Source organism: Colwellia sp. BRX8-7 (genome assembly GCF_014077275.1).
Classification (GTDB): domain Bacteria; phylum Pseudomonadota; class Gammaproteobacteria; order Enterobacterales; family Alteromonadaceae; genus Colwellia_A.
This window is the reverse complement of record NZ_JACGVP010000001.1, coordinates 78709-105291: the sequence shown is the minus strand read 5'-3', so window position 1 is coordinate 105291 and position 26583 is coordinate 78709. Positions and strand designations below refer to the sequence as shown.

Sequence of the window (26583 nt, the reverse complement as noted above, 5' to 3'; positions counted from 1 at the left end):
TGACATTTAACTTTAGGCTATGGCCTAATTAGAGATACCCCATGACCTTTTTATTTATTCGATTGCTAGATTTTTTATTTGCCTTATTTGGGCTTTTATTCGCGTTTCCATTTTTACTTATTTTGACGTTAATAGGTTACTTTGATACTGGCTCCCCAATCTTTATCCAAGAGCGAGTAGGGCGATTTAAAAAACCTTTTAAGCTAATTAAGTTTCGTACTATGACAGTTGGTACGGCATCTGTTGCGAGTCATTTAGCAAGTGCTGCATCTATTACTAAATTTGGTAGTTTTATACGTAAAACAAAGCTTGATGAGTTACCACAACTTTGGAATGTTCTTAAAGGTGAAATGAGCTTAGTGGGACCTAGACCTAACTTGTTTAACCAAAAAGAATTGGTTGTTGAACGTGAATCACGCGGCGTTTATAATGTTCGACCAGGTATTACAGGCCTTGCTCAAGTCAATGATATTGATATGTCTACGCCTGCATTACTAGCCAAGACTGATGAAAAGATGATTTTAACTTTGACAATTAGTTGTTATTTCAAATATATACTCCAAACTGTTACCGGGTCAGGCAGTGGTGACAGAGTTACTAAAGACTAAAGACTAAAGACTAAAGACTTTTACAAATATAATCACAACATATAAATAACAAAGGAAGTGACGTGGTCGTATCAATTAGACCACTTCATACTGTTGAGTAGGGTTTGTTTTATGCAGAATTAGGCGATAATTTTAAAGTTTATTTACAGGGAATAGTTAATAGTCAGTGACCATTTTTTTTAATTCTGACCCTATGGGTTCAGGCCTAAGATACAGTTTGAATGACAATAAACTGGATTCTGACTTAAGTGGTAGCAGGATTAACTAAAGCAAAGGAAGTAGAACTTCGAAGATGACAGTTTATAAGTTTGCAGATACAAGTCGTTATCTAACCATACTATAGGTAACAGTAAGTGAAATTTCAGTTAAATTTCGGTTTTTTTAGTTTATACTAGATCATTCTGTGAAAGGAAAATGTATTTTAATTTATAAAAGGAATTAGTTAGTGTCTTTTATCCAGTCTATTTTGAGTTTGCCTCGCCCGTATAAACGTGCCATTTCGTTGTTGGTAGACTCTGTGTTTTTATTTTGTGCTTTTTGGCTTGCATTACTTATGCGAATTGAGAGCTTTACCCCAATATTTGTTCAAGGTTACTGGCTGGTTTTTGTCAGTTCTTTACCGCTTAGTTTATTCGTTTTTATAAAACTTGGACTTTATCGGGCTGTATTACGCTATATGAATATGCAAGCAATTTGGGCTGTTGCGCTTGGTAGTGTTTTTGCTTCAATTGTTGTTATGGGTTTTTCGTTTGTTTTTCAGGCTGGGATTCCCCGTGCTGTTCCTTTTATTTTTATGAGTTTATGTTTGATATTTATTGGTGGCTCAAGGATTGGCATTAGAGCTGTTATTAGTCATCCGCGTTGGCATAAAAAAACGTCGGTGTTAATTTATGGTGCTGGCTCTGCAGGGCGACAGCTATCAACTGCTTTGTCTCAGGGGCCTGAATATCATGCAGCAGCTTTTGTTGATGATAATAAAGCATTACAAGGCCAAGTAATTCACGGTATTCGTGTTTATTCCCCTAAAGATATAGCCAGCATTGTAGTCAGTAAAAAGATAAAAAAAATATTATTAGCTATGCCAAGTACTTTAATGGAAAGACGTAAAGAAGTACTAAGCAATATTGATTGTTTAGGTGTTCAGGTGTTAACTATTCCTGGCATGGCTGATGTTGTTGACGGTAAGGCTAACCTTGAAGAGTTTAAAGATGTTGGTGTTGAAGATTTATTAGGCCGTGACCCAGTAGACCCTAAACCTGAGTTAATGAATGCTAATGTCGCAGGTAAAATTGTCATGGTTACTGGCGCCGGTGGCTCTATTGGCTCTGAATTATGTCGTCAAATTATTCGGCTAGAGCCAGCTAAACTGGTTTTATTTGAGTCGTCAGAGTTTGGTTTGTATACCATTGATAAAGAGCTTAATGAATATAAATTAACACATGGTTTAATCGTAGAAGTGTTGCCTATTATGGGCTCAGTGCAAAGAGTTAATCGCATTGAAACTGTTATGAAAAGTTTTGCCGTACAAACTGTTTACCATGCAGCCGCATACAAGCATGTGCCATTGGTTGAGCATAATGTTGTTGAAGGTGTCAGAAATAATGTTTTTGGTACTTATCATGCAGCGCGTGCTGCCATAAATGCCAATGTTGAGACTTTTGTATTAATCTCTACCGATAAAGCCGTTAGACCCACTAATATAATGGGTACGACTAAACGTGTGGCTGAGTTGGTACTGCAGGCGTTGTCTAAAACACAAGATACTACGCGTTTTTGTATGGTTCGCTTTGGTAATGTTTTAGGTTCGTCTGGATCAGTGGTTCCTTTGTTTAGAAAACAAATTAAGGGGGGTGGCCCCGTAACGTTAACGCACCCAGACATTACTCGTTATTTTATGACGATACCTGAAGCCTCTCAACTTGTTATTCAAGCCGGTGCTATGGGTACAGGTGGAGATGTATTTGTACTTGATATGGGCGAGCCAGTAAAAATTTATGACCTAGCCTGTAAAATTATTCACTTGAGTGGTTTTTCGGTTAAATCTGATAACAAGCCAAACGGTGACATTGTTATTAAATGTACTGGGTTAAGGCCAGGTGAGAAGCTTTACGAAGAACTGCTTATAGGGAATAACGTTTCAGGGACTATTCATGAGCGTATTATGAGTGCACAAGAGGCCATGCTTGATTGGCATGAGCTAGAACCCTTGCTAAAAAAGCTCGATAATGCCTGTCATGCGTTTGACCATGAGTTAATTCGTGAGATATTGCTTAAGGCCCCAACAGGATTTAACCCCACTGATGGAATATGTGATTTAGTGTGGCTACAAAAAGAAAAAGGGTCGTTGAAAACAGCTGAAGTTATCGAGTTGAAAAAAGTCACTTAATACGCCAATACTCTAACACTAATGGCTCGCTGTTTAACTGGTCATTAAAATGTGGATGTTCTTCGTTATTATGATTTAAAAGCCATTCGAGATTGAATGCTTAGAATGGTTTTTTCTAGTTATAGCACCACAAACCCTATGATTTTGTCGAGCCAAGTGACACAGCACCTGGCGCTATTTTGATCTACGTACTCTTATTATCAATAGTTAGAATTAACCTTGTTAGGATCTATTAAAATGAAGCACCGTATTTTCTTTGTATTGGCTTTTCTGCCTTGTTTTCTTATTGCCGCTGAACCTGAGGCAAGTATGTCTTTTCAAGGGTATAGCGGACTAATAAATACCCCCACAGCAACATTGTTTGATGAAGGTACGCTTTACCTGAAATACAGTAACCAAGTTGAAACAAAGGATGGTTATCGAAACGGTGATAATTATAACTTTGGTGTAGGTTTATGGAAGTATGTTGAAGTTTCAGCCCGGTTAGCTGATTATCAAGCCCCCAATGGCGGCAGTAGTCATACAGATCTATCAGCCAACATTAAAATAGGTATCCCTTTTATCCCAAAAGACTGGTTTAGTTTAGCGGTAGGTATTCAAGATCTAGGTGGCGCGGCTAATTTGTTTGATGCTAAGTATGCTGTGGCGACAAAAAATATTCTAGAAGACGTTAATATTTCTCTGGGTATCGGACAAAGCGACTCAAACCAAGGGCGCCTTGATGGTGTTTTTGCTGGTGTTGAATGGCAGCCTTATCAATGGGTAAAGCTCTCAGCAGAATATGATGCAGCTGATACTCAATTAGGTATGCATTTATCTTCACCTAAAGAGTGGCTGAGCAGCGGTATTCAATTAACTACTGAACTGCTTATCTCTAGTAGTAATGAAGCATTAAAAGACGATGTTTATTATAGTATAGGGGTAACTATACCTCTTGATTATGACGCAGGTACTCATTCATCGCACCCAAAGAGTTACCCGATAAACCATGGTAAAGGTGATGGTGAATTAGAACGAAAGAATGAATACGTAGCATTAGCTATAAATGATGTCGAGTTAGATGATGCTTATCGTTCTGGTGCACTTGAACGATTACGGTTAAGAAAATTACTCGTTAAAGAAGGTTTTGAATCAATCAGGGTCGCTGAAGCTGATGTAAATACGGTCTATGTAGAACTTGAAGATCACATTTATAACCGTAACAAAATAGATGGGCTTGGCGTTATTCTAGGGGTTGTCAGCAAAAATATACATCATAATTACTCGCACTTTACTTTAGTGCTGAAAGAGCGAGAAATATCAACTTTAGTCGTGAAAGGTAGTATCGCTGAGTATGATGCCTTCTTAAGAGATGATAAGCCTTTAAAAATTGATATATCAACAGATATTTTTGCCACTGAGCGGTTGACCTCGGATGATGCTGATAATAGTAATAATTTTTGGCTAAAACCACGCTTTACCTTTTGGCCTGGAATAGCCTCTAGAGTGGGTACAGAGCTTGGCGTCTTTGATGCGTCTGTAGCCTTAATTAGCCACGTTGAATTACCCTTATGGCCTGGTGCTGCTTTAACTGCTGCACATGTTGCACAGTTTGCTGAAACCAAGAACTTTGAAGATGGTCAATATTTCGCTGATGATAAGCAAACTACAGGATTAAAAGAATATAGCTTTCATCAGACCTTTTCATTACCGTATTCGGTAAAAAACATGACTTTTTTTGGTCGCTATCGTGATACTTATAACTATGTAGCGAACGAAGCTCGTTGGCAAAGTGTTGGTGGTGCTCATAAATTAAACCTGTTAACTGCAAGATATGAAAACCAATTAGTACCAACAGGAAGGGCTTACGCGGGGTGTAATATTTTAGCTTTGAGTTGTAGATCGCCAAAAGAACCTGAACCAAGAGAGGTTCTTATTGGTACGTATAAATATTATAACGCTCATCTTAATGCGACTGCTGAACTACAGGTAGGGAAGTACTGGCAACGCGATAAAGGTTTAATCTTTAAAGTAGAGAGGATGTTTGGTGATGTGTCGTTAAATTTAACCTATAAAAATACAAAAATTGATGGTGAAGAAGCTAATCAATTTATTGGTCTTGGCTTTTCAATACCGTTAACACCACGTAAAGATTACAATAATAAATACTTTCAAGTAAGAGGCAAGCCTAAGTGGAATTATTCAGTGAGTACGCTCGTTGGGGAAAACCATAATAGACTAACACCAGGTACTGGCGATAACACTAAGCAGTTTTATAACCTTGATAGTGCCTTTTATAATCATGACCGCTTAGGTAGTGAATATATTTATGAAAATTCGAATCGCTTAAAAGAGGCATATTATCAAGCGCGTTAATATGTTTACCATTATTAATAAAACCCAGTGACAATTTGAGTTGCTGGGAGTGAGATAAATTTGTAAATACAGATAGAAAACGGCTATGTGGCCGTTTTTTTTTGGCAATCGATAATTTGAATTATCATTACTCTTTTTTAAGTTCGCTTGTAAGCGTATAGCTAACGACACCTGTCTCTAATTCTCGACCTCCTATATCCTATCCTCAAACTTGATTTCGGAGATAATCATGAGAATTACACGTAGCCAATAACAATGGAAAACCATCATTGAAGATCAGCAAAACGGTGGCTTAACTAAATTTAATACCGTATAATTCGCAAGCTTTAATAGGGAAGTGTCCTATTGTTATTCAAATAGTTAAGTATGGAAAATCTGCAAGTGCAAAATCAGAATCAATCGAATCAATCGGATCATAATAGTACTCAGCAATCCACTACACCATTTTCTCAAGAAGCGCTTTTGCTTTCTCAGCAAATGTCTCAACAACTTGCCGAAAAAAATAACCCTGACGATGAAATTGACTTAGCAGAATTATGGCGAGCTATATGGTCTGGTAAACTCCTTATTATTGTTATTTCATTTATATTTGCTGTTTCATCTATAGCTGTTGCCTTATCAAAACCCGATATCTATAAAGCATCAATTTTATTAGCGCCAGCCTCATCAGATTCTGCCGGTGGTATGGGGGCGCTTGCTGGGCAGTTCGGTGGTTTAGCTAGTCTTGCGGGCATTAGCTTAGGTGGCGGTGGAATTGATAAAACGGCTTTAGCCCTAGAAATTATAAAATCACGAGCTTTTCTTGAAACCTTTATTACTAAACATGAATTGTTAGTACCATTAATGGCAAGTGAAAATTGGGATAGGGCAACAGATTCTCTCGTTATTAATAAAGAACTTTATGATAGTAAAAATAAAAAATGGTTAAGAGAAGCTTCATACCCCAAAAAGTCTGAACCGTCTTCTTGGGAGGCCTATCAAGAACTTTTAAAATTACTTTCCATTACACAAGATAAAGCAACATCACTAGTAACAATAGATGTTGGATTTTATTCACCTGAAGTAGCAAAACAATGGCTAATTTGGTTAGTTAGCGACGTTAATGACTTTATGCGTGAAAAAGATGAAAAAGAAGCTCAATCTTCGATTGATTATTTAACGAAACAACTTGAGAAAACAGAAGTAAGTGCGATGGAAACTGTCTTTTATCAATTGATTGAAGAGCAAACAAAAAATATGATGCTAACTAAGGTTTCAGCAGAATATGTTTTAAAAACGATTGACCCTGCCCAAGTACCAGAAAAAAAGTCTGGCCCTAAGCGTGCATTAATTGTAGTACTAGGTACAATGCTGGGTGGTATATTGTCGGTACTTATCGTATTAATCAGACACTTTACTAAGAACAATAAATCGACTAAACCAAAGGACGAAAATTTAGCGTAAGCTAATGTGAAATTATGATGGAAGTATTTATCTCTGCACTTACCGCTTTTTGCTTTGCCTTTATCGCAATTAAGTTTTTTAAACCAGTAGCAATAGAAGTTGGCTTAGTTGACAAACCAAGCGAACGAAAATTGCATGCCGGACATATTCCGCTTATTGGCGGAATTTCAATCTTTATAGCGGTACTTATGGCTAGTCTTTTATGGCTTCCTAATACTTTAGAACTTCGTATGTACCTAATTGCCTCAGCAATGATGGTTTTCATTGGTGCGGTAGACGACAAATTTGACTTGAAAGTACGTATTAGAATTATTGGGCAGCTTATTGTCGCTAGTCTAATGATTTATGGTGTAGGTGGTTATATTTCAAACTTAGGTAACCTGTTTGGTTTAGGTGATGTCACACTAGGCCCTGTAGGTATTATATTTACCTATGTCGGGATTATTGTTGTTATCAATGCTTTTAATATGGTTGATGGTATTGATGGGTTGATCGGTAGCTTAAGCATTAATACTTTTGCGTCTATAGCTATTCTATTCATCATGAGTGGACAAAACGATTACGTGAGTTACCCGTTAATACTTGCTACAGCGACTATCCCCTATTTAATTTTTAATTTAGGTTTAGCGTCCAAAGCAAGAAAAATATTCATGGGCGACGCAGGCAGCATGTTCATTGGCTTGAGTGTTATTTGGTTACTAACCATGGGGACTCAAAATGAAAACGCCTCATTTAGACCTGTAACCGCGCTGTGGATTTGCGCTGTACCATTAATGGATATGTTAGCAATAGTGGTTCGACGTTATAAGAATGGTAAATCACCATTTAAGCCAGACAGAGACCACCTTCATCATATACTTCAACGTGTTGGTTACAGCTCACGACAAACCTTGGTTGTTATTTCTACATTTGCAGTAGCAATGTCAGTAATTGGTTTGACGGGGGAATATTTCAATGTTCCTGATGTTATTATGCTAACTGGTTTTATTTTTATCTTTGCTTGTTATGTATTCGTTATTCGTAAAATTACAAAGTCAGAAAAGGTGAAATAGAGAAACCTATTGGCAAAGAAGAAGGTTTTAACGATTAAGTCCTTATTTATAAGGGCTTTTTACTGAGCTGATGCTCATTTAATGTATCGCTAAATGTCTCGGTGACGACAGAACTTGACCTAGGTGATAATTATTTCTGACAAAACAGGTTGATAGTATTCAACTAAGCACGCGCTCCTCAGAGCTAATTAATTTAACATAGATGTAAAATAATGACAAAAAAACGTATTTTAACCGTATTTGGCACACGTCCTGAAGCAATCAAAATGGCCCCCCTTGTTCATGCATTATCAGTAGATGAACGCTTTGATGCAAAGGTATGCGTTACCGCGCAACATCGTGAAATGCTCGACCAAGTGTTAGAGTTGTTTGAAATAACGCCAGATTATGATCTTGATTTAATGAAAGCGGGCCAAACACTCAATGAGGTGACTGCCCGTATTTTATTAGAGTTAAAGCCAGTACTTCAGTCATTCAAACCCGATGTTGTGATGGTTCATGGTGATACTGCAACGACCTTTGCTGCCAGTTTAGCCGCATATTATGAGCAAATTGCCGTAGGGCATGTAGAAGCTGGCCTTAGAACGGGTAACGTATATTCTCCATGGCCGGAGGAAGGCAACAGAAAGCTAACCGGCGCATTAACGAAATACCACTTTGCCCCAACAGAAACTTCTCAGCAGAATTTACTTGATGAGAATTATGCGCAAGAGAATATTGTGGTCACCGGTAATACCGTCATCGATGCATTATTGATGGTAAAAGAAAAGATTGATCATGATGTTGATTTAAACGCAATACTTGCTGATTCGTTTCCAATGCTAAATGACAACAAAAAGTTAATTTTAGTCACCGGTCATCGACGTGAAAGTTTTGGTGGTGGATTTGAGCGTATTTGTGAAGCATTAGCTATTACAGCTAAAAGATATCCCAATGCTCAAATTTTATATCCAATGCATCTAAACCCCAATGTTCGTGAACCTGTAAATCGTATATTAAAGGGTATCGATAATGTCTTTCTTATTGAACCTCAACAGTATTTACCCTTTATATACCTGATGACCCGCGCACACATTATTTTGACTGATTCAGGCGGAATTCAAGAAGAAGCGCCTTCATTGGGTAAACCGGTGTTAGTAATGCGTGATACTACAGAGCGCCCAGAAGCAGTTGACGCAGGCACTGTCAAATTAGTAGGAACCAATGTTGATGTCATGACTTCCGCCATAAATGAGTTAATGGATAATGAACAAGCTTACAAAGCAATGAGCTTTGCCCACAACCCCTATGGCGATGGTAAAACATGCGAGAGAATTTTAGATGTTCTTGCAATGCATAATCGAAGATAAGTCGTCAACCTAAGCTCATGTTAGGATTTAGCAGTCATCCTGAACTTGTTTCAGGATCTAAATAATGAATAAAGAAACCTGTAAATACTAAACTTACAGGTACAAAGCAAAAAGAGTTAAAAATTAATGTCATTTGAAACAATCTCAGTAATTGGTCTTGGATACATAGGTCTACCAACAGCAGCTATGTTTGCCGCTTATGGTAAAAATGTAATTGGTGTTGATGTAAACCAACACGCAGTAGACACAATCAACCGCGGTGAAATACACATCGTTGAACCAGACTTAGATGCTATTGTCCACAAAGCAGTAAGCGACGGAAAGCTTAAGGCTGTTTTGACTCCCGAAGCTGCTGATGCATTTTTAATTGCTGTACCCACACCTTTTTTACCCATTGTAAACGAAGGTGATATCCCGCAACCAGATTTGAAATATATTCAATCTGCTGCAAAAGCTATAGCCCCAGTACTTAAAAAAGGTGATCTAGTTATTCTAGAATCTACATCTCCAGTAGGCGCCACCGAAAAAATGGCAGATTGGTTAGCTGAATACAGAACAGATTTAACTTTTCCTAAAACAAATGGTGAAGAATCCGACATACGTATTGCCCATTGTCCTGAGCGTGTATTACCTGGTCATGTGGTTAAAGAGTTAGTTGAAAATGATCGTGTCATCGGTGGTTTAACCAATAAATGCTCTGAGCAAGCAACTGATCTTTATAAAACGTTTGTTCAAGGCGATTGTGTTGTAACTAATGCTCGCACGGCTGAAATGGCAAAGTTAACAGAAAATAGCTGCCGAGATGTACAAATAGCGTTTGCTAATGAGCTATCAATTATTTGTGACAAGCTGGATATTGACGTATGGGAGCTAATATCTTTAGCCAACAGACACCCTCGTATCAATATTTTACAGCCTGGTCCTGGAGTTGGAGGACATTGTATTGCGGTAGATCCATGGTTTATTGTTGCCAAAACACCAGAGCAAGCACGATTAATTCACACTGCACGTAAAGTAAATGATTCTAAACCGCTGTGGGTAATGAATAAAGTGAAAGTAGCTATAGCAGAATACCTCATAGCTAACCCTAAAAAAACAGCAAAAGATATTACTATTGCTTGTTTTGGTTTAGCTTTCAAACCTGATATTGATGATTTAAGAGAAAGTCCCGCGCTTAATATTACCCAAGCTATTGCAACCATGAATGCAGGTATTACATTAGTGGTAGAACCTAATATAGTTAATTTACCTGATAGTTTGAATAAAAGGTTAACACTTGTACCATCTGAAGTTGCTATTTCGGATGCTGATATTTTACTGATGTTGGTTGATCATAAAGAATTTAAGCAATTAAATAAAGTGTTACTAAATAACAAAGTCATCATAGATACCAAAGGTCTTTGGTCAAAATTATAATTAATTTTTTTGTAATTTAAAAAATTCAGTTTACGAATTAACTAGCTCTAGAAATTAATATTATAAGTTAAATGTACAAATGTTATATGAATGTCTAATTCCTATTGTTTATATATATTTAATTCTGAAATTTAGTTAATACACATAAGTTTTCTAAGGACTTTTTATGAAACATCATCAATTATTTAAGAAAGGGATGATTGTTTTTTTGATTAATATCATCGGCGTTTCGATTTCAATTTTGCTGAATGTACTATTAGCAAAAGAAATGAATCAGATAGATTACGGATTTTATGCCTTTTTAATATCATTTTTTACTTTACTATCAGTTTTATGCCAATTTGGCTTCCCTACTCTGCTAGTTAAAAATCTTCCTTTGTATTTCGCGGGAAATAAAATTGGATTATTTCTAGGCCTAGTGATTTATACCTTAGCGTTATCATTCATATTAGCTTTTTTAATATCTTTGGTACTTTATTTTAATGATGTTTTTATAAGTGAAATTTTCAGTTTAAGTAAAAGTATATATAAGCCGAGTGTTTTTATAGTACCAACAATAAGTTTTTTGATGATTGGATCTGCAATTTTAAGAGCTATCGACAAACCTATATATGGTGTGTTGCATCAGGCTTTAATTCGACCTTTAATTGTATTGCTCATAATGTTGTTTTTTATATATAAAGATGAAGTAATTACAAGGGAACTTGTTTTAAACAGCTACCTGTTTTCTGCATTTTTTTGTTGTATATTGATGTTTTGTTATATATATGTTTTTATTTTTAAAAATAATGATACTTCTTCAATTGTTTTTGAAAACAAATCTTGGATTAAAGAATCTTTCCCCTTACTATTTTTATCAAGTGTCGCTGTATTAACTGATAATTTACCCATTTTAACTCTTACTCATGTATTAGGCCTAGAGGAAGTCGCTTCCTATCGAATAAGTGCTTTAGGGGGGAGTGTTATAAGTTTCATAATACTAAGTTTAACAACCGTTGTATTACCTCGATTAAGTTTATATTATAAAAATAATAAATTTTCAGAAATTGAACAACTATCTAAACAGTGTGCAAAATGGGGAATGAGTATATCTTTCATTCTTTTTTTAATTTACTTACTTTTTGCTAATAAAGTTGTTTTATTTGTTTTAGGTGAGGATTATTCAGAGGTCGGTAGCGTTTTAACTTTGTTTGCTCTGAGCCGTGCGTTAATGGCTGGATTAGGTATACCGGGTGCAATTTTAAGTATGTCAGGATTTGGTGGTGAAGTTGGAAAATACTGGTTTTATACAATTTTAGTTAGTGTAGCATTTGGTACAATTATATCGGGTTATATTGGTTTTCAAGGGATGGTAATGTCTATATTAGTCGGTGAAGTTTTACTTAATATTAGATTGAGAAAATTAGTTCATAATAAAATGAAAATTAATACTGGGATTTATCCAATGCTTTTGAAGAGATCTTTATGAAAAGTAAAGCTGTATTAATCGTACTTCCTAACGCATTTAAATTTGGTTGGATGGGATCAACAAAAAGGCTTTTTAGTATAAGTAATGCATTTAACTCATTGGACTATAAAATTTTAGTTGTCGCACAGAATTATGAAAATGAAAGTGTACAAAGAAAAATAGAAAGTGAATATTCTTGGAAAGTGTTAAGAACTACTTCCTTTGGAAATTATCCTGAAATAATAGGTAAATTTAATTTATTAAGAAGGTTGTTTCGTGGTTTTTGGCGACTTATTGGGAAAGAAAAGTCTTTGTATAATATCTCACTAGGTTGGGCAAATAAACTTAATATTAAAGAGATTCTAAATGACAACGTTTTAGATGATTATGATTTTAAACTTGTTTGGGGGATGTCCGCGGGTATGCTTGATGGTGCTAAATCTGCTTCTAAATTAGCCGATTATTTAAGTGTTCCATGGGTTATGGAATTACACGATCCTCCTATTGGTGTTGATATACATTGTGAATACAAATCTTTAGTGCATGAGTTTACTCAATTACTAGAGGATTGCTCCTTAGTTGTACCAAATACGAAAAGTTATCAATCATTAATTATTGAAAAATATAAGATCGCTACTAAAAAATGTATTCCTATATTTATGACGTATGAAATTACACCTCAATCATTGCTAATCAATCAATCACCTTCGGTAGAGTTTGTTATTGGTTATGTAGGCACTCTAAATGGCCATAGAACCCTTAATAATTTTGCTTATGCTTTAATTGAAGTAGTTCGAAATGATAACAGTATGAACAAAAAAATCAAAATTGAATTAGCTGGGATTGGGCAAGGTTTTGATGACTTTCAAAAGATCTGTTCCGATAGTGAATTTGACTTCATTATAAATTACCACGGTCAACTTGATAGTAAAGCGGTCGAAAGTTTAGTGAAAGCTTGTGATTGTTTGTTAATTGTTCAAGCAAAAGAAAATAACTTAGAGATACCAGGTAAATTGTTCCAGATGTTTTCATACGCTAAACCAATTTTAGGGCTTATGGATACAAATAGTGAAACAGCAAATATATTAAAGAAATCAGGTTTAGGAACCGTTGTGGGGAATTACTCAATAGAAGAAATAAAAACTTCTATTTTGCAGCTTTTTACAAACTACAGGTGTGATTATAAGTTACAACAAAACAAAGAATTTATAGAAATTTTTTCTGAAAAGAAATTACACTTAAGGTTGCAATATGTTCTAGATGAACTTAATTAATATGAAAATATTCCCATCTAAGATAAGTGTGATTTTTGTGGTTGTTACTTTGGTGTATTCTCAATTTTTATTGGGTATGCTTAGTGATAAAATTATAGGTATTTCATTAATACCTATAATTAGTTTAGTAGTAGCTTTAGTTTTTTTATCTAAAACCAAAGTTTTTACAAAAGAAATAATTATTTTTGTTTTGTTAGTAAATTCTTTTTTTATATTTTCTTTTATGGTTAGTGATAAAGGAGAATATGCTACGTATAAGTTTATTTTTATAATCTTAAAATTTACTGTATATGTACTTCTAGGTGCATTATTTGGACAAAAAAAGGAATTATTCGCTCCAGCCGTTTTTAATATATTGTTGATATTTTTTATATATTCAATGTTTTTTTGTTTTGTAAACCAAAGTACCTTTGATGTCAATAATAGAGTTTTTATTGGGATTTTTAATCCAATATGGATAGGTAGAATTATATTTGAATTTTTTTTGATTTCATTGTTTTTTCTCAATAAAAAGCTTTGGGTAAATATTTTAATATTCACTGGATGTTTATTTATTACTTATATGACTGGTTCGAAAGGAGCATTGTTTTCGTTAATTTTAACAGTGTTTTATTGGTATTATGCTAATGAAAAAATCAATAAATTTTATTTTACCCTAACTCTGTTGTTCTTTATCTTGTTTTGCTTTTTAATTTATACCAATGTGGATGTTGATTCATATGTGTTTCAAAGGTTCATGACAACAGTACCAGACGGTACATCGGATGAGTTATATAATGAATCAAGAATTATTGTCTGGCCAAAAACATTTGAGTTAATCGTGTCGCAGGATCTGATTCCTTTATTATTTGGTAATGGGATTGGTGAATTTGGTTCATTTTATAAGGGGCATGAGTATAATGCTCGTTTTTATCCGCATAATCTCATATTAGAACTAATAGTTGAGTTTGGCCTCATCTTCACTACAGCCGTTTTTATTTATATGGTGAAAATATTCAAAAAATCGAAATCACTATACAAACTATTATTCCTTTATTTTTTACTAAACTCCATGTTTTCTGGTGATATATTGCTAAATGAATTTCTTTATTTATACATGGGATGCTTAATGTCGAAGAAAGTAACATTAAATAATAATTATAACTTTTTAAGGCCTGTAAAAATTAAAAGTAACTTAAAATTTCAGAATCTAATTAGGACAAGGCCTTAAATGAAAATATTATATTTAACAATGGAAAGCGTTGAAACGGATCCTATTCTAAACTCACAAGTTATACCTTTACTCGAAAAAATAAGCATGGATGTGCTTATTGATACTGTGACTTTGGTTACTTTTGAGACGAATGGGATTGAGATAAGTAATAATACCTTTAACCATAAACCAATTATAAAAAAAGGGAAAATAAATTCTCAGATTCAATTACTTAAATTTCTTTTACTAAATAGGAAAGGATATGATGTAATTCATGTAAGAAGTTATATGCCGATGTTTATTTCTATTATTGTTAAAAAAATACTCAATAAAAGATTGGTTTTTGATCCGAGGGGACTTTTTGCTGATGAAGTCTTATATGATTACAAGGCAACATCTTTTTTCAACGTAAAAAAATATTTAGCTAAAACAATTAAATTAGTCGAACCGTATCTCTATAATCAATCCGATTCTGTGGTTCTAGTGTCAAATTTTTTTAAAGACTATATCGTAGATAAATACCACGTTAATCGAGATAAATGTTTTGTTATACCAACATTTTCTGTCCCACCACATAGAAATAATAATGATCAATATGTTAGTTTTCGTAGTACCAATAAGTGGGAAGATAAAATAGTCATTTGTTATTCTGGTTCTCTTGAAAAGTGGCAACAAATTGATGAAATATTGCATTTTTGTAAATACGCAAGTACCTATAGTAATAAATTCCGTTTCTGTTTTTTTTCAAAGGACATTAGCGCGATTAAAGAAAAGGTATCAAATTATATACCCTCGTCGCTATGTTTTTTTGGTTCATTTGTACCAGCAGAGTTAACTATGGCATTAAGCGAAGGTGACTATGGTCTTCTCTTTAGAGACAAAAGTATTGTTAATCAAGTTGCAGCTCCTATAAAATTTAAGGATTACCTTTGTTCTGGATTAGAAGTCATTGTTAATCAAAATATAGGCGATTGTGCTGAAGTATTAAACGATACAGGGTTTGGGTTTGTGATTGACGGAGATTTAACTCAACCTTCTGTCATTTTAGATAAAATGTCATTACGTTCATTGGAAAGAAAAAATGAAATATCAAAAGTTGCAACTAAGAATTATGGGTTGCAGACCTCCTTCGAAAGTTATTTATCTATATATAAAGGGCTATTATGAATTTTGAAGTAGATAACAGTCATATTTCAGTTTGTATGGCTACATATAATGGTGAGAGTTATATTATAGAACAGCTTCAGAGTATTATTTCTGAATTAGACCAAAATGATGAGCTAATAGTAATTGATGATTGTTCTTCAGATCTAACTGTTCAGTTAGTGTTGTCTTTAAATGATCCTAGGATAAAGTTGACTGTTAATCGTATAAATTTGGGACATGTAAAGTCTTTTGAAAAAGCAATATTAATTGCAAAAAACAGATATGTCTTTTTAGCAGATCAAGATGATATATGGACAAAAGGACGAGTAAAAAATATGCTTGCAAAGCTTTTGAACCCATCAAATATTCTTGTCACGGGTAATTCAGATTTTTGTGATTTAAATGGGGACTCTATCCAATACCCCGTTAGAGGTGTCATTGGTTATCAAGAAAAGCAAAATTTTCGAAATATAATAGCTGTTGTTTTAGGTGAGTCTTCTTATTTTGGCTGCACTATGGCGTTTTCGGCAAAGTTAAAGAATATTATTCTTCCTTTTCCTAGTTTTATTGAAAGCCATGATCAGTGGATAGCGTTTGCTGCAAATATAGTAGGTAAAAACAGCCATCTTGATGATGTTGTTTTAACAAGAAGAATTCATAACAACAATGTTAGTTATCGACGTCGTAATCTTTTGGTTAAATTGAAAACAAGAGTTATTCAGCTTACTTCGATAATGTTATTACTGGGACGTGTTTTTTTAATTAAGGTGTGTAGAAATGTTCAAAAATAAAATTTTATTAATAACGGGGGGAACGGGATCTTTTGGTAACGCTGTCCTACGTCGTTTTTTAGATTCTGATATTAAAGAGATTAGAGTCTTCTCACGAGATGAAAAAAAACAGGATGACATGCGTAAAAACTTCAATTCTACAAAATTGAAGTTTTATATTGGTGATGTTCGTGATTATCAAAGTGTTTCAAACTGTATGCGTGGTGTTGACTTTATTTTTCACGCAGCGGCACTTAAGCAAGTGCCGTCTTGTGAATTTTATCCTTTAGAAGCAGTTAAAACGAATGTGATAGGTACTGAAAATGTACTTGAAGCAGCAATTAACCATGGCGTTAAAAATGTTGTTTGTTTAAGTACAGATAAAGCTGTTTACCCAATAAATGCTATGGGTACATCAAAAGCTATGATGGAAAAAGTTATTATAGCAAAATCTCGTAATGTACCTGAAGGCATGACTATTTGTACTACACGTTATGGTAACGTGATGGCTTCACGAGGTTCGGTTATCCCTTTGTTTGTTCGTCAAATCATTGAAGGTGCCCCAATTACGATTACTGATCCTAATATGACTCGTTTTATGATGACGTTAGATGATGCAGTTGATTTAGTTATTCACGCTTTCACTAATGGCGCTAATGGCGATATTTTTGTACAAAAAGCGCCAGCTGCAACCATCGATGTATTAACTAAGGCAATATTCAGTTTGATGGATAAACCTGAGTATAAAGTCAATGTAATTGGCACTCGTCATGGTGAGAAACTTTTTGAAGCTTTATGTAGCCGAGAAGAGATGTTCGTTGCACAAGACCAAGGGGAATATTATCGCGTTCCTGCTGATAATCGTGATTTAAATTATTCACAATATACTGAAGAAGGTGAAAAAGACCTTTCTAAAGTTGAAGATTATAATTCACATAATACCCACCGCTTAGATGTAGAAGGTATGAAAAATTTATTACGTAAACTTGATTTTATGCGAGATATTGAAGCTGGAAGTATAATTGTTCCAGAAGGTGTATAAATGAATATCTTAGTTACCGGAGCTAATGGATTTATTGGCAGTAATTTATGTGTATTTCTCAATGAAGGCGGTTATGAAAATATTAGTACTATTACCAGAGATGATTCTGAAGATAGTATATTAACAAAAGTTAGCCAAGCTGATTTTATTTATCATCTTGCAGGAATAAATCGCCCTGAAAATGATGATGAATTCCTAAAAGGTAATGTAGGTTTAACGGAAACAATAGTTAACCATCTAATATTAACAAACGCTACAACTCCTATTTTATTAACATCGTCGATACAAGCAGAACTTGATAATAATTATGGTAAAAGTAAAGCAGGTGCCGAAGCGGCAATTTCTGACTATAGAAGTAAAACTGGCGCATTAACTTATATATATAGATTACCTAATGTCTTTGGTAAGTGGTGTCGCCCAAACTATAATTCTGCTGTAGCTACGTTTTGTCATAATACAATTAACGATTTACCTATTACTATCAACAATGCTGAAGCTGAGCTAAGCCTTGTATATATTGATGATGTTTGTAAAAATTTCCTTCGATTATTAGACCCAACTATTGTTAATAGTAAAGTTAGTGAGATATCTCCAATATACAAGACAACTGTTGGACGAGTTGTTGAGTTATTAGAAAAATTTAAAAGTAGCCGTAAGTCACTTATTACCGAAAAAGTAGGTACTGAATTTACCCGAGCATTATATTCAACTTATGTAAGTTACCTTGAACCTGAACAGTTTGCTTATTCAGTAACTCGCCATGGTGATGAACGAGGTACTTTTGTTGAAATGCTTAAAACCCAAGACTCGGGGCAATTTTCATTTTTTACAGCTCATCCTGGTATTACTCGAGGTGGACATTATCATCACACTAAAACTGAAAAATTTCTTGTAATAAAAGGAAACGCATCATTTAAATTTAAGCATATAGTTACAGGTGATTTTTATGAACTGTTGGTAAACGGTGATGAGTCTAAAATTGTTGAAACAGCCCCTGGTTGGTCTCATGATATAACTAACATAGGTAGTGACGAAATGATTGTTATGTTGTGGGCTAATGAAATTTTCGATCGTGAAAACCCAGATACAGTTAATTTTAAGGTTACAAAATGAAAAAGTTAAAAGTCGTCAGTGTTGTTGGTACTCGCCCTGAAATCATTCGTTTATCTCGTGTTTTAGCTAAATTAGATGAGCATTGTGATCATACTTTAATTCATACTGGGCAAAATTATGACTATGAATTGAATGAGATATTTTTTGACGATTTAGGTGTGAGAAAGCCAGACTATTTTTTAAATGCAGCAGGTAAGAATGCATCTCAAACCATTGGTCAAATTATTATTGCTGTTGATGAAGTCCTTGAAAAAGTTCAACCTGAAGCTTTATTGGTTTTAGGAGATACGAATAGCTGTTTATCAGCTATTCCTGCTAAGCGTCGTAAGATTCCCATCTTCCATATGGAAGCTGGGAATCGTTGTTTTGATATGCGTGTACCAGAAGAGATCAATCGTCGAATCGTTGACCATACGGCTGATGTCAATTTAACATACAGTGATATTGCCCGTGAGTACTTACTTGCAGAAGGTTTATCTCCTGATAGGACCATTAAAACTGGTAGCCCAATGTGCGAGGTATTAGCACATTATGCAGATGGTATCGAAAGTTCAGATGTATTATCGAGGTTAGAACTTACATCAGGGAAGTATTTTGTTGTTAGTGCTCACAGAGAAGAGAACATTGATTCAGATGTGAATTTTGAAAAACTAGCTTTGACATTAAATACAGTAGCTGAAAAGTATAATGAGCCAGTAATCGTTTCAACTCATCCTAGAACACAAAAACGTATTGATGCTAAAAATATTCAATTTCATCCTATGGTTCGTTTATTGAAACCTCTTGGGTTTAAAGATTATGTAAAGTTACAAAAGGAAGCAAGAGTAGTGCTTTCAGATAGTGGGACTATTAACGAGGAGTCGTCAATTTTAAATTTTCCAGCCCTTAATTTACGTGAAGCCCACGAACGTCCTGAAGGAATGGAAGAAGCTGCAGTGATGATGGTTGGTCTTGAACCAGAGCGTGTATTGCAGGCTTTAGCTATTTTAGAAACTCAATTGCGTGGTGAAGAGCGTTCTTTGCGACAAGTGGCTGATTATTCAATGCCAAATGTATCTGATAAAGTCGTAAGAATTATCCATTCTTATACTGATTACGTGAATCGTGTTGTTTGGAAAAAATATTAAATGCGTTTAGCATTGATTATCGATGATTACCTACCTGACAGTACACGGGTAGGAGCTAAAATGATGCATGAACTCGCTATTGAGTTTATGCATCATGGTCACGAAATCGTAGTTATAACCCCTGGTGATAACATACAAGAGCATCGATTAACTAAAAATGTGATTGATGATGTGGAAGTTTGGAAATTTCGCAGTAGATCAGTTAAAGACGTATCTAGAATAAAGCGAGCGATTAATGAAACGTTAATGTCTTTCAACGCTTGGTTAGCGATTCGACACGAAGTTAAAAACAAGCCATTTGAAGGCATTGTTTATTATTCACCCTCCATTTTTTTTGGTCCTCTAGTTAACAAATTAAAACGTAGTTGTGACTGCAAATCTTACTTAATACTTAGAGATCTCTTTCCTCAGTGGGTGATAGATGATGGTATCTTAAAAGAAAAGTCACTTATAACTAAATATTTTCGGTATTTCGAAAATATAAACTATAAAGCCGCTGATGCTATTGGTTTGATGTCTCCTAAAAATTTAGAGTTGTTTATTAAAAAACAGCCAGAACTAGAACATTTGCACGTTTTGTATAATTGGGCTTCAACCGTTCCTGTTCAAAATATAAATCCAAATAGCTCTATTCGGTTAAAGCTTGGTTTAGAAGATAAAATTATTTTCTTTTATGGTGGGAACATAGGTCATGCTCAAGATATGGAAAACCTATTAAAGCTTGCTAAATCTTTAAAAGAAGACTTAAAGGCTCATTTTTTATTCGTTGGACAAGGTGATGAAGTAGATTTAGTCAAACGATTAGTAATTGAATGGCACTTGGAAAATGTTACAATTTTACCTTCAGTATCTCAAGGTATATTTAAAGATATACTTTTTGAGGTAGATGTTGGGTTATTCTCATTAGCAAAAACTCATACGGCCCATAATTTCCCAGGAAAGTTACTTGGATACATGACTCAGTCAATTCCAATTCTTGGAAGTGTAAATGAGGGTAATGACCTTCTTAATGTCGTTAATGATGCCAATGCAGGCTTTGTTTTTGAAAATGGTGAAGATGATAAGTTATTAAATGCGGCAATGATCTTATTAAATGATAAAGAACAAAGAAAAAAACGAGGAGTTGCTTCTCGATGTTTATTAAATGAATTATTTTCTATTGATTCGTCAATAAATGTAATTACTAAATACTTTTAAAAGTTGTGAGGATTTATGCGTAAAGGAATTATTTTAGCAGGTGGAAGTGGGACTAGACTATACCCATTAACCAAAGTTGTTAGTAAGCAGTTAATGCCTATTTATGACAAGCCTATGGTTTATTATCCACTTGCAACGCTAATGCAAGCCGGTATTCAAGAAATACTCATTATATCTACTCCTGAAGAAACTCATCGCTTTGAAGAGCTTTTAGGTGATGGATCTAATTTTGGTGTCGACATATCTTACAAAGTTCAACCTAGTCCTGATGGCTTGGCACAAGCCTTTATTCTTGCCGAAGAGTTTCTTAATGGCTCGGCTGCTGCTCTAGTTCTTGGTGATAATATGTTTTATGGCCATGATTTGACTAAGTCTTTACAGAACGCCAATGCTCAACTATCTGGCGGAACTGTGTTTGGTTATCATGTCTCAAATCCGCGCTCTTACGGTGTAGTTGAATTTGACGAATCAGGTACAGCAGTATCTATTGAAGAAAAACCACAAGTGCCTAAGTCTAATTACGCAGTTCCTGGTTTGTATTTCTTTGATGATCGTGTGGTTGAATTTGCTAAGAATGTTCAGCCTTCTGCTCGTGGTGAATTAGAAATAACTGATGTTATAGAACAGTACTTAAAAGCAGGCGAATTGAAAGTTGAAATTATGGGACGCGGCACAGCATGGCTTGATACCGGAACTCATGATGATTTACTCGCTGCTGCTAACTTTATTTCGACTATTGAAAAACGCCAAGGCTTAAAAGTTAATTGCCCTGAAGAAGTCGCTTTCCGTAATGGTTGGTTGAGTGAAGAAAAATTACGTGAGATTGCACAGCCTTTACGTAAAAGTGGTTATGGCGAGTATCTTATACATTTAATTGAAGGTCGTGTTTTTTAATATTAATAGGAAGTAGGCGCCTTATGCCGTCATACTGAATTTATTTCAGTATCTGGTACTTTTTGTAGAGGCACTTTTGTCGTCATGCTGAATTTATTTCAGTATCTGGTTTTGCTGTTTAAGAACGAGATCCTGAAACAAGTTCAGGATGACGGTAGCTGCGTCGGAATGACGGTATGCACCTTAGGAATGAGGGTAATGACCACTTTCTGTAGAGGCACTTTTGTCGTCATGCTGAATTTATTTCAGTATCTGGTTTTGATGTTTAATAACGAGATCCTGAAACAAGTTCAGGATGACGGTATGGTCTTTCAGGATGACGGTATGCTTCTTCAGGATTACGTTATGTTGCTTCAGATTGATGGTATGCTCCTTCGGAATGTGGGAAGCTGCTACTTTTTGTAGAGGCACTTTTGTCGTCATGCTGAATTTATTTCAGTATCTGGTCTTTGCTGTTTAAGAACGGGATCCTGAAACAAGTTCAGGATGACGGTATGGTCCTCAGGAATGAGGGAAGCTGCTACTTTTTGTAGAGGCACTTTTGTCGTCATGCTGAATTTATTTCAGTATCTGGTCTTTGCTGTTTAAGAACTAGTTCCTGAAACAAGTTCAGGATGACGGTATAGTGCTTAAGATGACGGTATGTTGCTTCAGGATGACGGTATGCTTCTTCAGTATGATGGTATTCTGCTTCGGAATGGGGGAAGCTGCTAATTTTTGTAGAGGCACTTTTGTCGTCATGCTGAATTTATTTCAGTATCTGGTCTTTGCTGTTTAAGTACGAGTTCCTGAAACAAGTTCAGGATGACGGTATGTTGATGGGATACTTGGTTAGTAAAGTGTTTGTTGTTTAAGGCGACCGTGTTAATTTTTAAGATAATAGGAAATAATTAATGAAGTATTTGGATACAAATATCCCTGATGTGAAAATTATTGAAGCAAACGTGTTTGGCGATGAACGCGGTTTTTTTATGGAAACATTTCGTGTTGATGAGTTTAAAGAGCATTGTTCTGAACATGCCTTTGTACAAGATAACCACAGTAAATCTAGTCACGGTATTTTACGTGGTTTACACTACCAACTGAAAAATACTCAGGGTAAATTAGTGCGCGTTATTTCTGGTGAGGTTTATGATGTTGCGGTTGATATGCGAAAGTCATCTCCTACTTACGGACAACACGTAGGTGTTATTCTTTCAGGTGAAAATAAACGCCAGCTTTGGGTGCCAGAAGGTTTTGCTCATGGTTTTTACGTGATGAGTGAATCAGCAGAGTTTGTTTATAAATGTACTGATTATTATGCTCCAGAGCATGAAGTATCATTATTATGGAATGACCCAGCATTAAATATCCAATGGCCACTAGTGGATGAAATTTTACCTTCGTTATCAGCAAAAGATGAAGTCGGATTATTGTTTAAAGACGCACCTTCTTTTTCATAACTTCAGTATTATAGAACGGATAGATCAAACTCTATGAAAATAATTGTTATAGGTAAGTCAGGTCAATTAGCCTGGGAGTTAAGCCAACTTTCATCGGTTAAGCATGAAATTGTTTGTTTAGGCCGAAAGGATATCAACCTTAATGAGCTTTTATCGGTTAGTGAAACTTTAAAAATTCATAAAGCTGAAGCTATTATTAACGCTTCAGCTTATACCGCTGTAGATAAAGCAGAAAGTGATATTGATAATGCATATGAACTTAATGCTAAAGCGGTAGGGCATTTAGCACAAGCGTGTAAATTGTTATCTCTGCCATTGGTTCATATATCTACAGATTTCGTTTTCCATGGTGATAAAGGCGCTCCTTATTTACCGAATGACGAAATTAATCCATTAGGTGTTTATGGTGCTAGTAAAGCAGAAGGTGAGCAGTTAATTACTGATATCCACCCTAGTAATAGCGCTATTATTAGAACCTCTTGGGTCTATTCCGCGCATGGTAATAACTTTGTGAAAACTATGCTGAACTTGATGAATACTAAACCTGAACTTGGCATTATTAGTGACCAAATAGGATCGCCAACCTATGCGAAAGGATTAGCTGAGGCTTGTATTCTTGCTCTGGAAAATAAATTAGTAGGTATTCATCATTATACTGATACAGGTGTTGCTAGCTGGTTTGATTTTGCTGTGGCGATACAATCGATTGGTTTCGATTTAGGTTTGTTAGATAAAAAAATTCCGATTAAGCCCATTTCAACTTCGCAGTATCCAACACCTGCTGAACGACCACATTACAGTGTTTTAGACAAATCTAGTTTAGTTAACGCTTTACCCGAACTTTCTTTCGTACATTGGCAAACTCAATTACAAACTATGATGAAAGCCTTAAAGGCTGATCAGTCTTAAGTTTATATATTAAATTTTTAGAGAATTATTATGAAAAAATTATTAGTTACAGGCGGTGCAGGTTTTATAGGTGCTAATTTTGTTCATTATTGGATGAATAAATACTCAGCAGATAAAATCGTCGTACTAGATGCATTAACTTACGCAGGTAATATCGCCAATTTAGACTGTGTAAAAGATGAAGGTAACTTTACCTTTGTGCACGGTAATATTTGTGACCAAGCGTTAATTGAAACGTTATTAGTTGAGCATAGTATTGATACTCTAGTTCACTTTGCCGCAGAGTCACATGTTGATCGTTCTATTACAGGTCCTGATGCGTTTATAGAAACTAATATTTTAGGTACTTACAGCTTATTAAAAGCAGCTAAAAAAGTTTGGTTAGACGGTGAGAGTATATTAGAAGGTCATCGTTTTCATCATGTATCTACTGATGAAGTTTATGGCACATTAACGCCTACTGAAGCACCTTTTACTGAAGATACGGCTTATGCACCTAATTCTCCTTATTCAGCTAGTAAAGCAGCAAGTGACCATTTAGTACGTGCTTATCACCATACTTATGGTTTAAATGTTACGACTAGTAATTGTTCAAATAACTATGGACCATTTCATTTCCCTGAAAAATTAATTCCATTGGTTATTACTAATATCCTTCATGATAATGCTTTACCTATTTATGGTGATGGTCAGCAAATACGCGATTGGTTATATGTTGAAGACCATGCTTATGGGATCGATCTAGTTCTACAAAATAGCCGTGTAGGCGAAAATTACAATATTGGCGGTAATAACGAATGGGCCAATATTGATATTGTAAAAGCCATTTCAGTACTTGTTGAGCAAGAGTTTACTAATAATGCAGAGCTTGCTACTCGTTTTCCGAAAGCAAAGGCGGCAATAGAAAATAATACCGAATCGTTAATTACTTATGTTAAAGACCGACCGGGTCACGACAGACGTTATGCGATTGATGCAACTAAAACCAATAATGAGCTAGGTTATGAACCTAAGGAATCATTTGAAACGGGGATTGCTAAAACAGTCGCTTGGTATTTGAATAATGAACAATGGTGGCAGTCGGTAATGGATGGTTCTTATCAAGACTGGGTAAAGCAGCAATACAGTTGATTTTAACATCTAGGTAAACGTGCTCAGTTTACTTTTAATATAGGATTGTATTAACATTCTATGGATAATGAATTTTAGAAAACTTAAAGGAATATAATGAATATAACTATTGCAGGAACAGGTTACGTAGGTTTATCAAATTCAATGTTGTTAGCACAACATAACACCGTGATTGCAGTTGATATCATCAAAGAAAAAGTGGACTTGTTAAAAAATAAGAAATCACCAATAGCAGATGTTGAAATTGAAGATTTTTTACAGAATAAAACCTTGGACTTTACGGCAACCTTAGATAAAGAGTTTGCTTATAAAAATGCTGATTATGTAATTATTGCCACACCCACAGATTACGACACAGTAACGAATACATTTAATACCAAAAGCATTGAAGCGGTAATCAAAGATGTAATGGCAATTAACCCATCAGCAGTTATGGTAATTAAGTCCACTGTACCTGTTGGTTATACTGCTCGAATTAAAAAAGAGTTAGGCTGTGAAAATATAATGTTTTCACCTGAGTTTTTACGAGAAGGTCGTGCTCTCCATGATAATTTGCATCCTTCACGTATTATTGTGGGTGAAAAGTCAGAGCGAGCAACTATATTTGCTAATTTATTAGCACAAGGGGCGATTAAGCAAGATATTGATATTTTGTTTACTGACTCTACCGAAGCAGAGGCCGTTAAGCTTTTTTCGAACACTTACCTTGCCATGCGCGTTTCTTATTTTAATGAATTAGATTCTTATGCGGAAACTCATGGTTTAAATACAAAGCAAATTATTGAAGGGGTAGGATTAGACCCTCGTATTGGTACTCATTATAATAACCCTTCTTTTGGTTACGGCGGTTATTGCTTACCTAAAGATACCAAGCAGTTGTTAGCTAATTATCAAGATGTTCCTAATAATCTGATCAGTGCTATTGTTGATTCCAATACTACGCGAAAAGATTTTATTGCTGATTCTATTATTAATAAAAAACCGAAAGTGGTTGGTGTCTATCGTTTGATCATGAAAAGTGGTTCAGACAACTTCAGATCTTCATCTATTCAAGGGATTATGAAACGCATCAAAGCCAAAGGTATTGAAGTGGTTATCTATGAACCCGTGTTAGAAGAGGCTGAGTTTTTTCATTCTAAAGTATATAACGATCTTGAAGCGTTTAAAGCTATTTCAGATGTTATTGTATCCAATCGCATGGATGATGAATTAGTTGACGTTGCCGATAAAGTTTATACCCGTGATCTTTTTGGCAGTGACTAGTTAGTGGCGATTTGTTATCAAATTTTA

21 protein-coding genes are annotated in these 26583 nt (G+C 35.0%); all 21 read left to right on the top strand.

Going from position 1 to position 26583, the window contains the following annotated elements; all coding sequences use genetic code 11:
- The first annotated feature begins 41 nt into the window (after nt 1-41).
- The 21 genes from H4J57_RS00440 to H4J57_RS00340 all read left to right on the top strand — a co-directional run bounded on the left by H4J57_RS00440 (nt 42) and on the right by H4J57_RS00340 (nt 26556).
- Nucleotides 42-608 carry a sugar transferase gene (locus tag H4J57_RS00440; protein WP_182241633.1) on the top strand — a complete coding sequence of 189 codons (567 nt, stop codon included), beginning with the start codon at nt 42-44 and terminating at the stop codon, nt 606-608.
- A 445-nt stretch (nt 609-1053) separates the two neighbouring features.
- On the top strand, nt 1054-2994 hold the full coding sequence (locus tag H4J57_RS00435) for a nucleoside-diphosphate sugar epimerase/dehydratase (RefSeq protein WP_182241632.1): 1941 nt from the start codon (nt 1054-1056) through the stop codon (nt 2992-2994).
- Between the two features lie 237 nt (nt 2995-3231).
- Nucleotides 3232-5349 (top strand): YjbH domain-containing protein, encoded by a 2118-nt coding sequence (locus H4J57_RS00430; protein ID WP_182241631.1) that lies wholly within the window; start codon nt 3232-3234, stop codon nt 5347-5349.
- Nucleotides 5350-5715: 366 nt separating this feature from the next.
- Nucleotides 5716-6792 (top strand): Wzz/FepE/Etk N-terminal domain-containing protein, encoded by a 1077-nt coding sequence (locus H4J57_RS00425; RefSeq protein WP_310733688.1) that lies wholly within the window; start codon nt 5716-5718, stop codon nt 6790-6792.
- 14 nt (nt 6793-6806) lie between these two features.
- Entirely contained in the window at nt 6807-7844 is a 1038-nt protein-coding gene (wecA, locus tag H4J57_RS00420; RefSeq protein WP_259366758.1) for a UDP-N-acetylglucosamine--undecaprenyl-phosphate N-acetylglucosaminephosphotransferase, read from the top strand.
- Nucleotides 7845-8056: 212 nt separating this feature from the next.
- Entirely contained in the window at nt 8057-9193 is a 1137-nt protein-coding gene (gene wecB, locus H4J57_RS00415; RefSeq protein WP_182241630.1) for a non-hydrolyzing UDP-N-acetylglucosamine 2-epimerase, read from the top strand.
- Between the two features lie 126 nt (nt 9194-9319).
- Nucleotides 9320-10609: a UDP-N-acetyl-D-mannosamine dehydrogenase gene (gene wecC, locus H4J57_RS00410; RefSeq protein WP_182241629.1), complete on the top strand. Its 1290-nt coding sequence runs from the start codon at nt 9320-9322 to the stop codon at nt 10607-10609.
- Nucleotides 10610-10775: 166 nt separating this feature from the next.
- The gene (locus H4J57_RS00405; RefSeq protein WP_182241628.1) at nt 10776-12077 is read left to right on the top strand and encodes an oligosaccharide flippase family protein; all 1302 of its coding nucleotides are present in this window, start codon (nt 10776-10778) and stop codon (nt 12075-12077) included.
- Nucleotides 12074-13330, top strand: coding sequence for a hypothetical protein (locus H4J57_RS00400; RefSeq protein WP_182241627.1), 1257 nt, complete (start codon nt 12074-12076; stop codon nt 13328-13330). Before H4J57_RS00405 ends, H4J57_RS00400 begins: the two co-directional genes overlap by 4 nt.
- Before the next feature lies 1 nt (nt 13331).
- Nucleotides 13332-14540, top strand: a complete 1209-nt coding sequence (locus H4J57_RS00395; RefSeq protein ID WP_182241626.1) for an O-antigen ligase family protein — start codon at nt 13332-13334, stop codon at nt 14538-14540.
- Nucleotides 14541-15689 (top strand): glycosyltransferase, encoded by a 1149-nt coding sequence (locus H4J57_RS00390; RefSeq protein WP_182241625.1) that lies wholly within the window; start codon nt 14541-14543, stop codon nt 15687-15689.
- The gene (locus tag H4J57_RS00385; RefSeq protein ID WP_182241624.1) at nt 15686-16459 is read left to right on the top strand and encodes a glycosyltransferase; all 774 of its coding nucleotides are present in this window, start codon (nt 15686-15688) and stop codon (nt 16457-16459) included. The genes H4J57_RS00390 and H4J57_RS00385 overlap by 4 nt, the downstream gene beginning before the upstream one ends.
- Nucleotides 16446-17480, top strand: coding sequence for a polysaccharide biosynthesis protein (locus H4J57_RS00380; protein WP_182241623.1), 1035 nt, complete (start codon nt 16446-16448; stop codon nt 17478-17480). The genes H4J57_RS00385 and H4J57_RS00380 overlap by 14 nt, the downstream gene beginning before the upstream one ends.
- A complete protein-coding gene (gene wbjC / locus H4J57_RS00375) occupies nt 17481-18593 on the top strand; it encodes a UDP-2-acetamido-2,6-beta-L-arabino-hexul-4-ose reductase (protein ID WP_182241622.1) in 1113 nt (370 codons plus the stop codon).
- On the top strand, nt 18590-19720 hold the full coding sequence (gene wecB / locus H4J57_RS00370) for a non-hydrolyzing UDP-N-acetylglucosamine 2-epimerase (RefSeq protein WP_182241621.1): 1131 nt from the start codon (nt 18590-18592) through the stop codon (nt 19718-19720). The genes wbjC and wecB (H4J57_RS00370) overlap by 4 nt, the downstream gene beginning before the upstream one ends.
- Nucleotides 19721-20917, top strand: coding sequence for a glycosyltransferase family 4 protein (locus H4J57_RS00365; RefSeq protein ID WP_182241620.1), 1197 nt, complete (start codon nt 19721-19723; stop codon nt 20915-20917).
- 15 nt (nt 20918-20932) lie between these two features.
- A complete protein-coding gene (rfbA, locus tag H4J57_RS00360) occupies nt 20933-21811 on the top strand; it encodes a glucose-1-phosphate thymidylyltransferase RfbA (protein WP_182241619.1) in 879 nt (292 codons plus the stop codon).
- A gap of 893 nt (nt 21812-22704) precedes the next feature.
- Entirely contained in the window at nt 22705-23253 is a 549-nt protein-coding gene (gene rfbC / locus H4J57_RS00355) for a dTDP-4-dehydrorhamnose 3,5-epimerase (RefSeq protein WP_182241618.1), read from the top strand.
- Between the two features lie 33 nt (nt 23254-23286).
- Nucleotides 23287-24162 (top strand): dTDP-4-dehydrorhamnose reductase, encoded by an 876-nt coding sequence (gene rfbD / locus H4J57_RS00350; protein ID WP_182241617.1) that lies wholly within the window; start codon nt 23287-23289, stop codon nt 24160-24162.
- 30 nt (nt 24163-24192) lie between these two features.
- Nucleotides 24193-25293: a dTDP-glucose 4,6-dehydratase gene (gene rfbB, locus H4J57_RS00345; RefSeq protein ID WP_182241616.1), complete on the top strand. Its 1101-nt coding sequence runs from the start codon at nt 24193-24195 to the stop codon at nt 25291-25293.
- Nucleotides 25294-25389: 96 nt separating this feature from the next.
- Entirely contained in the window at nt 25390-26556 is a 1167-nt protein-coding gene (locus tag H4J57_RS00340) for a nucleotide sugar dehydrogenase (protein ID WP_182241615.1), read from the top strand.
- The last annotated feature ends 27 nt before the right edge of the window (nt 26557-26583 follow it).

Excerpts from the sequence above, each read along its gene's own strand:
- rfbA (WP_182241619.1), top strand. The coding sequence starts at position 20,933 with ATGCGTAAAGGAATTATTTTAGCAGGTGGAAGTGGGACTAGACTATAC.
- H4J57_RS00395 (WP_182241626.1), top strand. The coding sequence starts at position 13,332 with ATGAAAATATTCCCATCTAAGATAAGTGTGATTTTTGTGGTTGTTACT.
- H4J57_RS00380 (WP_182241623.1), top strand. The coding sequence starts at position 16,446 with ATGTTCAAAAATAAAATTTTATTAATAACGGGGGGAACGGGATCTTTT.
- rfbC (WP_182241618.1), top strand. The coding sequence starts at position 22,705 with ATGAAGTATTTGGATACAAATATCCCTGATGTGAAAATTATTGAAGCA.
- H4J57_RS00385 (WP_182241624.1), top strand. The coding sequence starts at position 15,686 with ATGAATTTTGAAGTAGATAACAGTCATATTTCAGTTTGTATGGCTACA.
- H4J57_RS00400 (WP_182241627.1), top strand. The coding sequence starts at position 12,074 with ATGAAAAGTAAAGCTGTATTAATCGTACTTCCTAACGCATTTAAATTT.
- rfbD (WP_182241617.1), top strand. The coding sequence starts at position 23,287 with ATGAAAATAATTGTTATAGGTAAGTCAGGTCAATTAGCCTGGGAGTTA.
- H4J57_RS00390 (WP_182241625.1), top strand. The coding sequence starts at position 14,541 with ATGAAAATATTATATTTAACAATGGAAAGCGTTGAAACGGATCCTATT.
- H4J57_RS00365 (WP_182241620.1), top strand. The coding sequence starts at position 19,721 with ATGCGTTTAGCATTGATTATCGATGATTACCTACCTGACAGTACACGG.
- wecC (WP_182241629.1), top strand. The coding sequence starts at position 9,320 with ATGTCATTTGAAACAATCTCAGTAATTGGTCTTGGATACATAGGTCTA.
- H4J57_RS00425 (WP_310733688.1), top strand. The coding sequence starts at position 5,716 with ATGGAAAATCTGCAAGTGCAAAATCAGAATCAATCGAATCAATCGGAT.
- H4J57_RS00440 (WP_182241633.1), top strand. The coding sequence starts at position 42 with ATGACCTTTTTATTTATTCGATTGCTAGATTTTTTATTTGCCTTATTT.
- wecB (WP_182241630.1), top strand. The coding sequence starts at position 8,057 with ATGACAAAAAAACGTATTTTAACCGTATTTGGCACACGTCCTGAAGCA.
- H4J57_RS00340 (WP_182241615.1), top strand. The coding sequence starts at position 25,390 with ATGAATATAACTATTGCAGGAACAGGTTACGTAGGTTTATCAAATTCA.
- rfbB (WP_182241616.1), top strand. The coding sequence starts at position 24,193 with ATGAAAAAATTATTAGTTACAGGCGGTGCAGGTTTTATAGGTGCTAAT.
- wecA (WP_259366758.1), top strand. The coding sequence starts at position 6,807 with ATGATGGAAGTATTTATCTCTGCACTTACCGCTTTTTGCTTTGCCTTT.
- wbjC (WP_182241622.1), top strand. The coding sequence starts at position 17,481 with ATGAATATCTTAGTTACCGGAGCTAATGGATTTATTGGCAGTAATTTA.
- H4J57_RS00405 (WP_182241628.1), top strand. The coding sequence starts at position 10,776 with ATGAAACATCATCAATTATTTAAGAAAGGGATGATTGTTTTTTTGATT.
- H4J57_RS00430 (WP_182241631.1), top strand. The coding sequence starts at position 3,232 with ATGAAGCACCGTATTTTCTTTGTATTGGCTTTTCTGCCTTGTTTTCTT.
- wecB (WP_182241621.1), top strand. The coding sequence starts at position 18,590 with ATGAAAAAGTTAAAAGTCGTCAGTGTTGTTGGTACTCGCCCTGAAATC.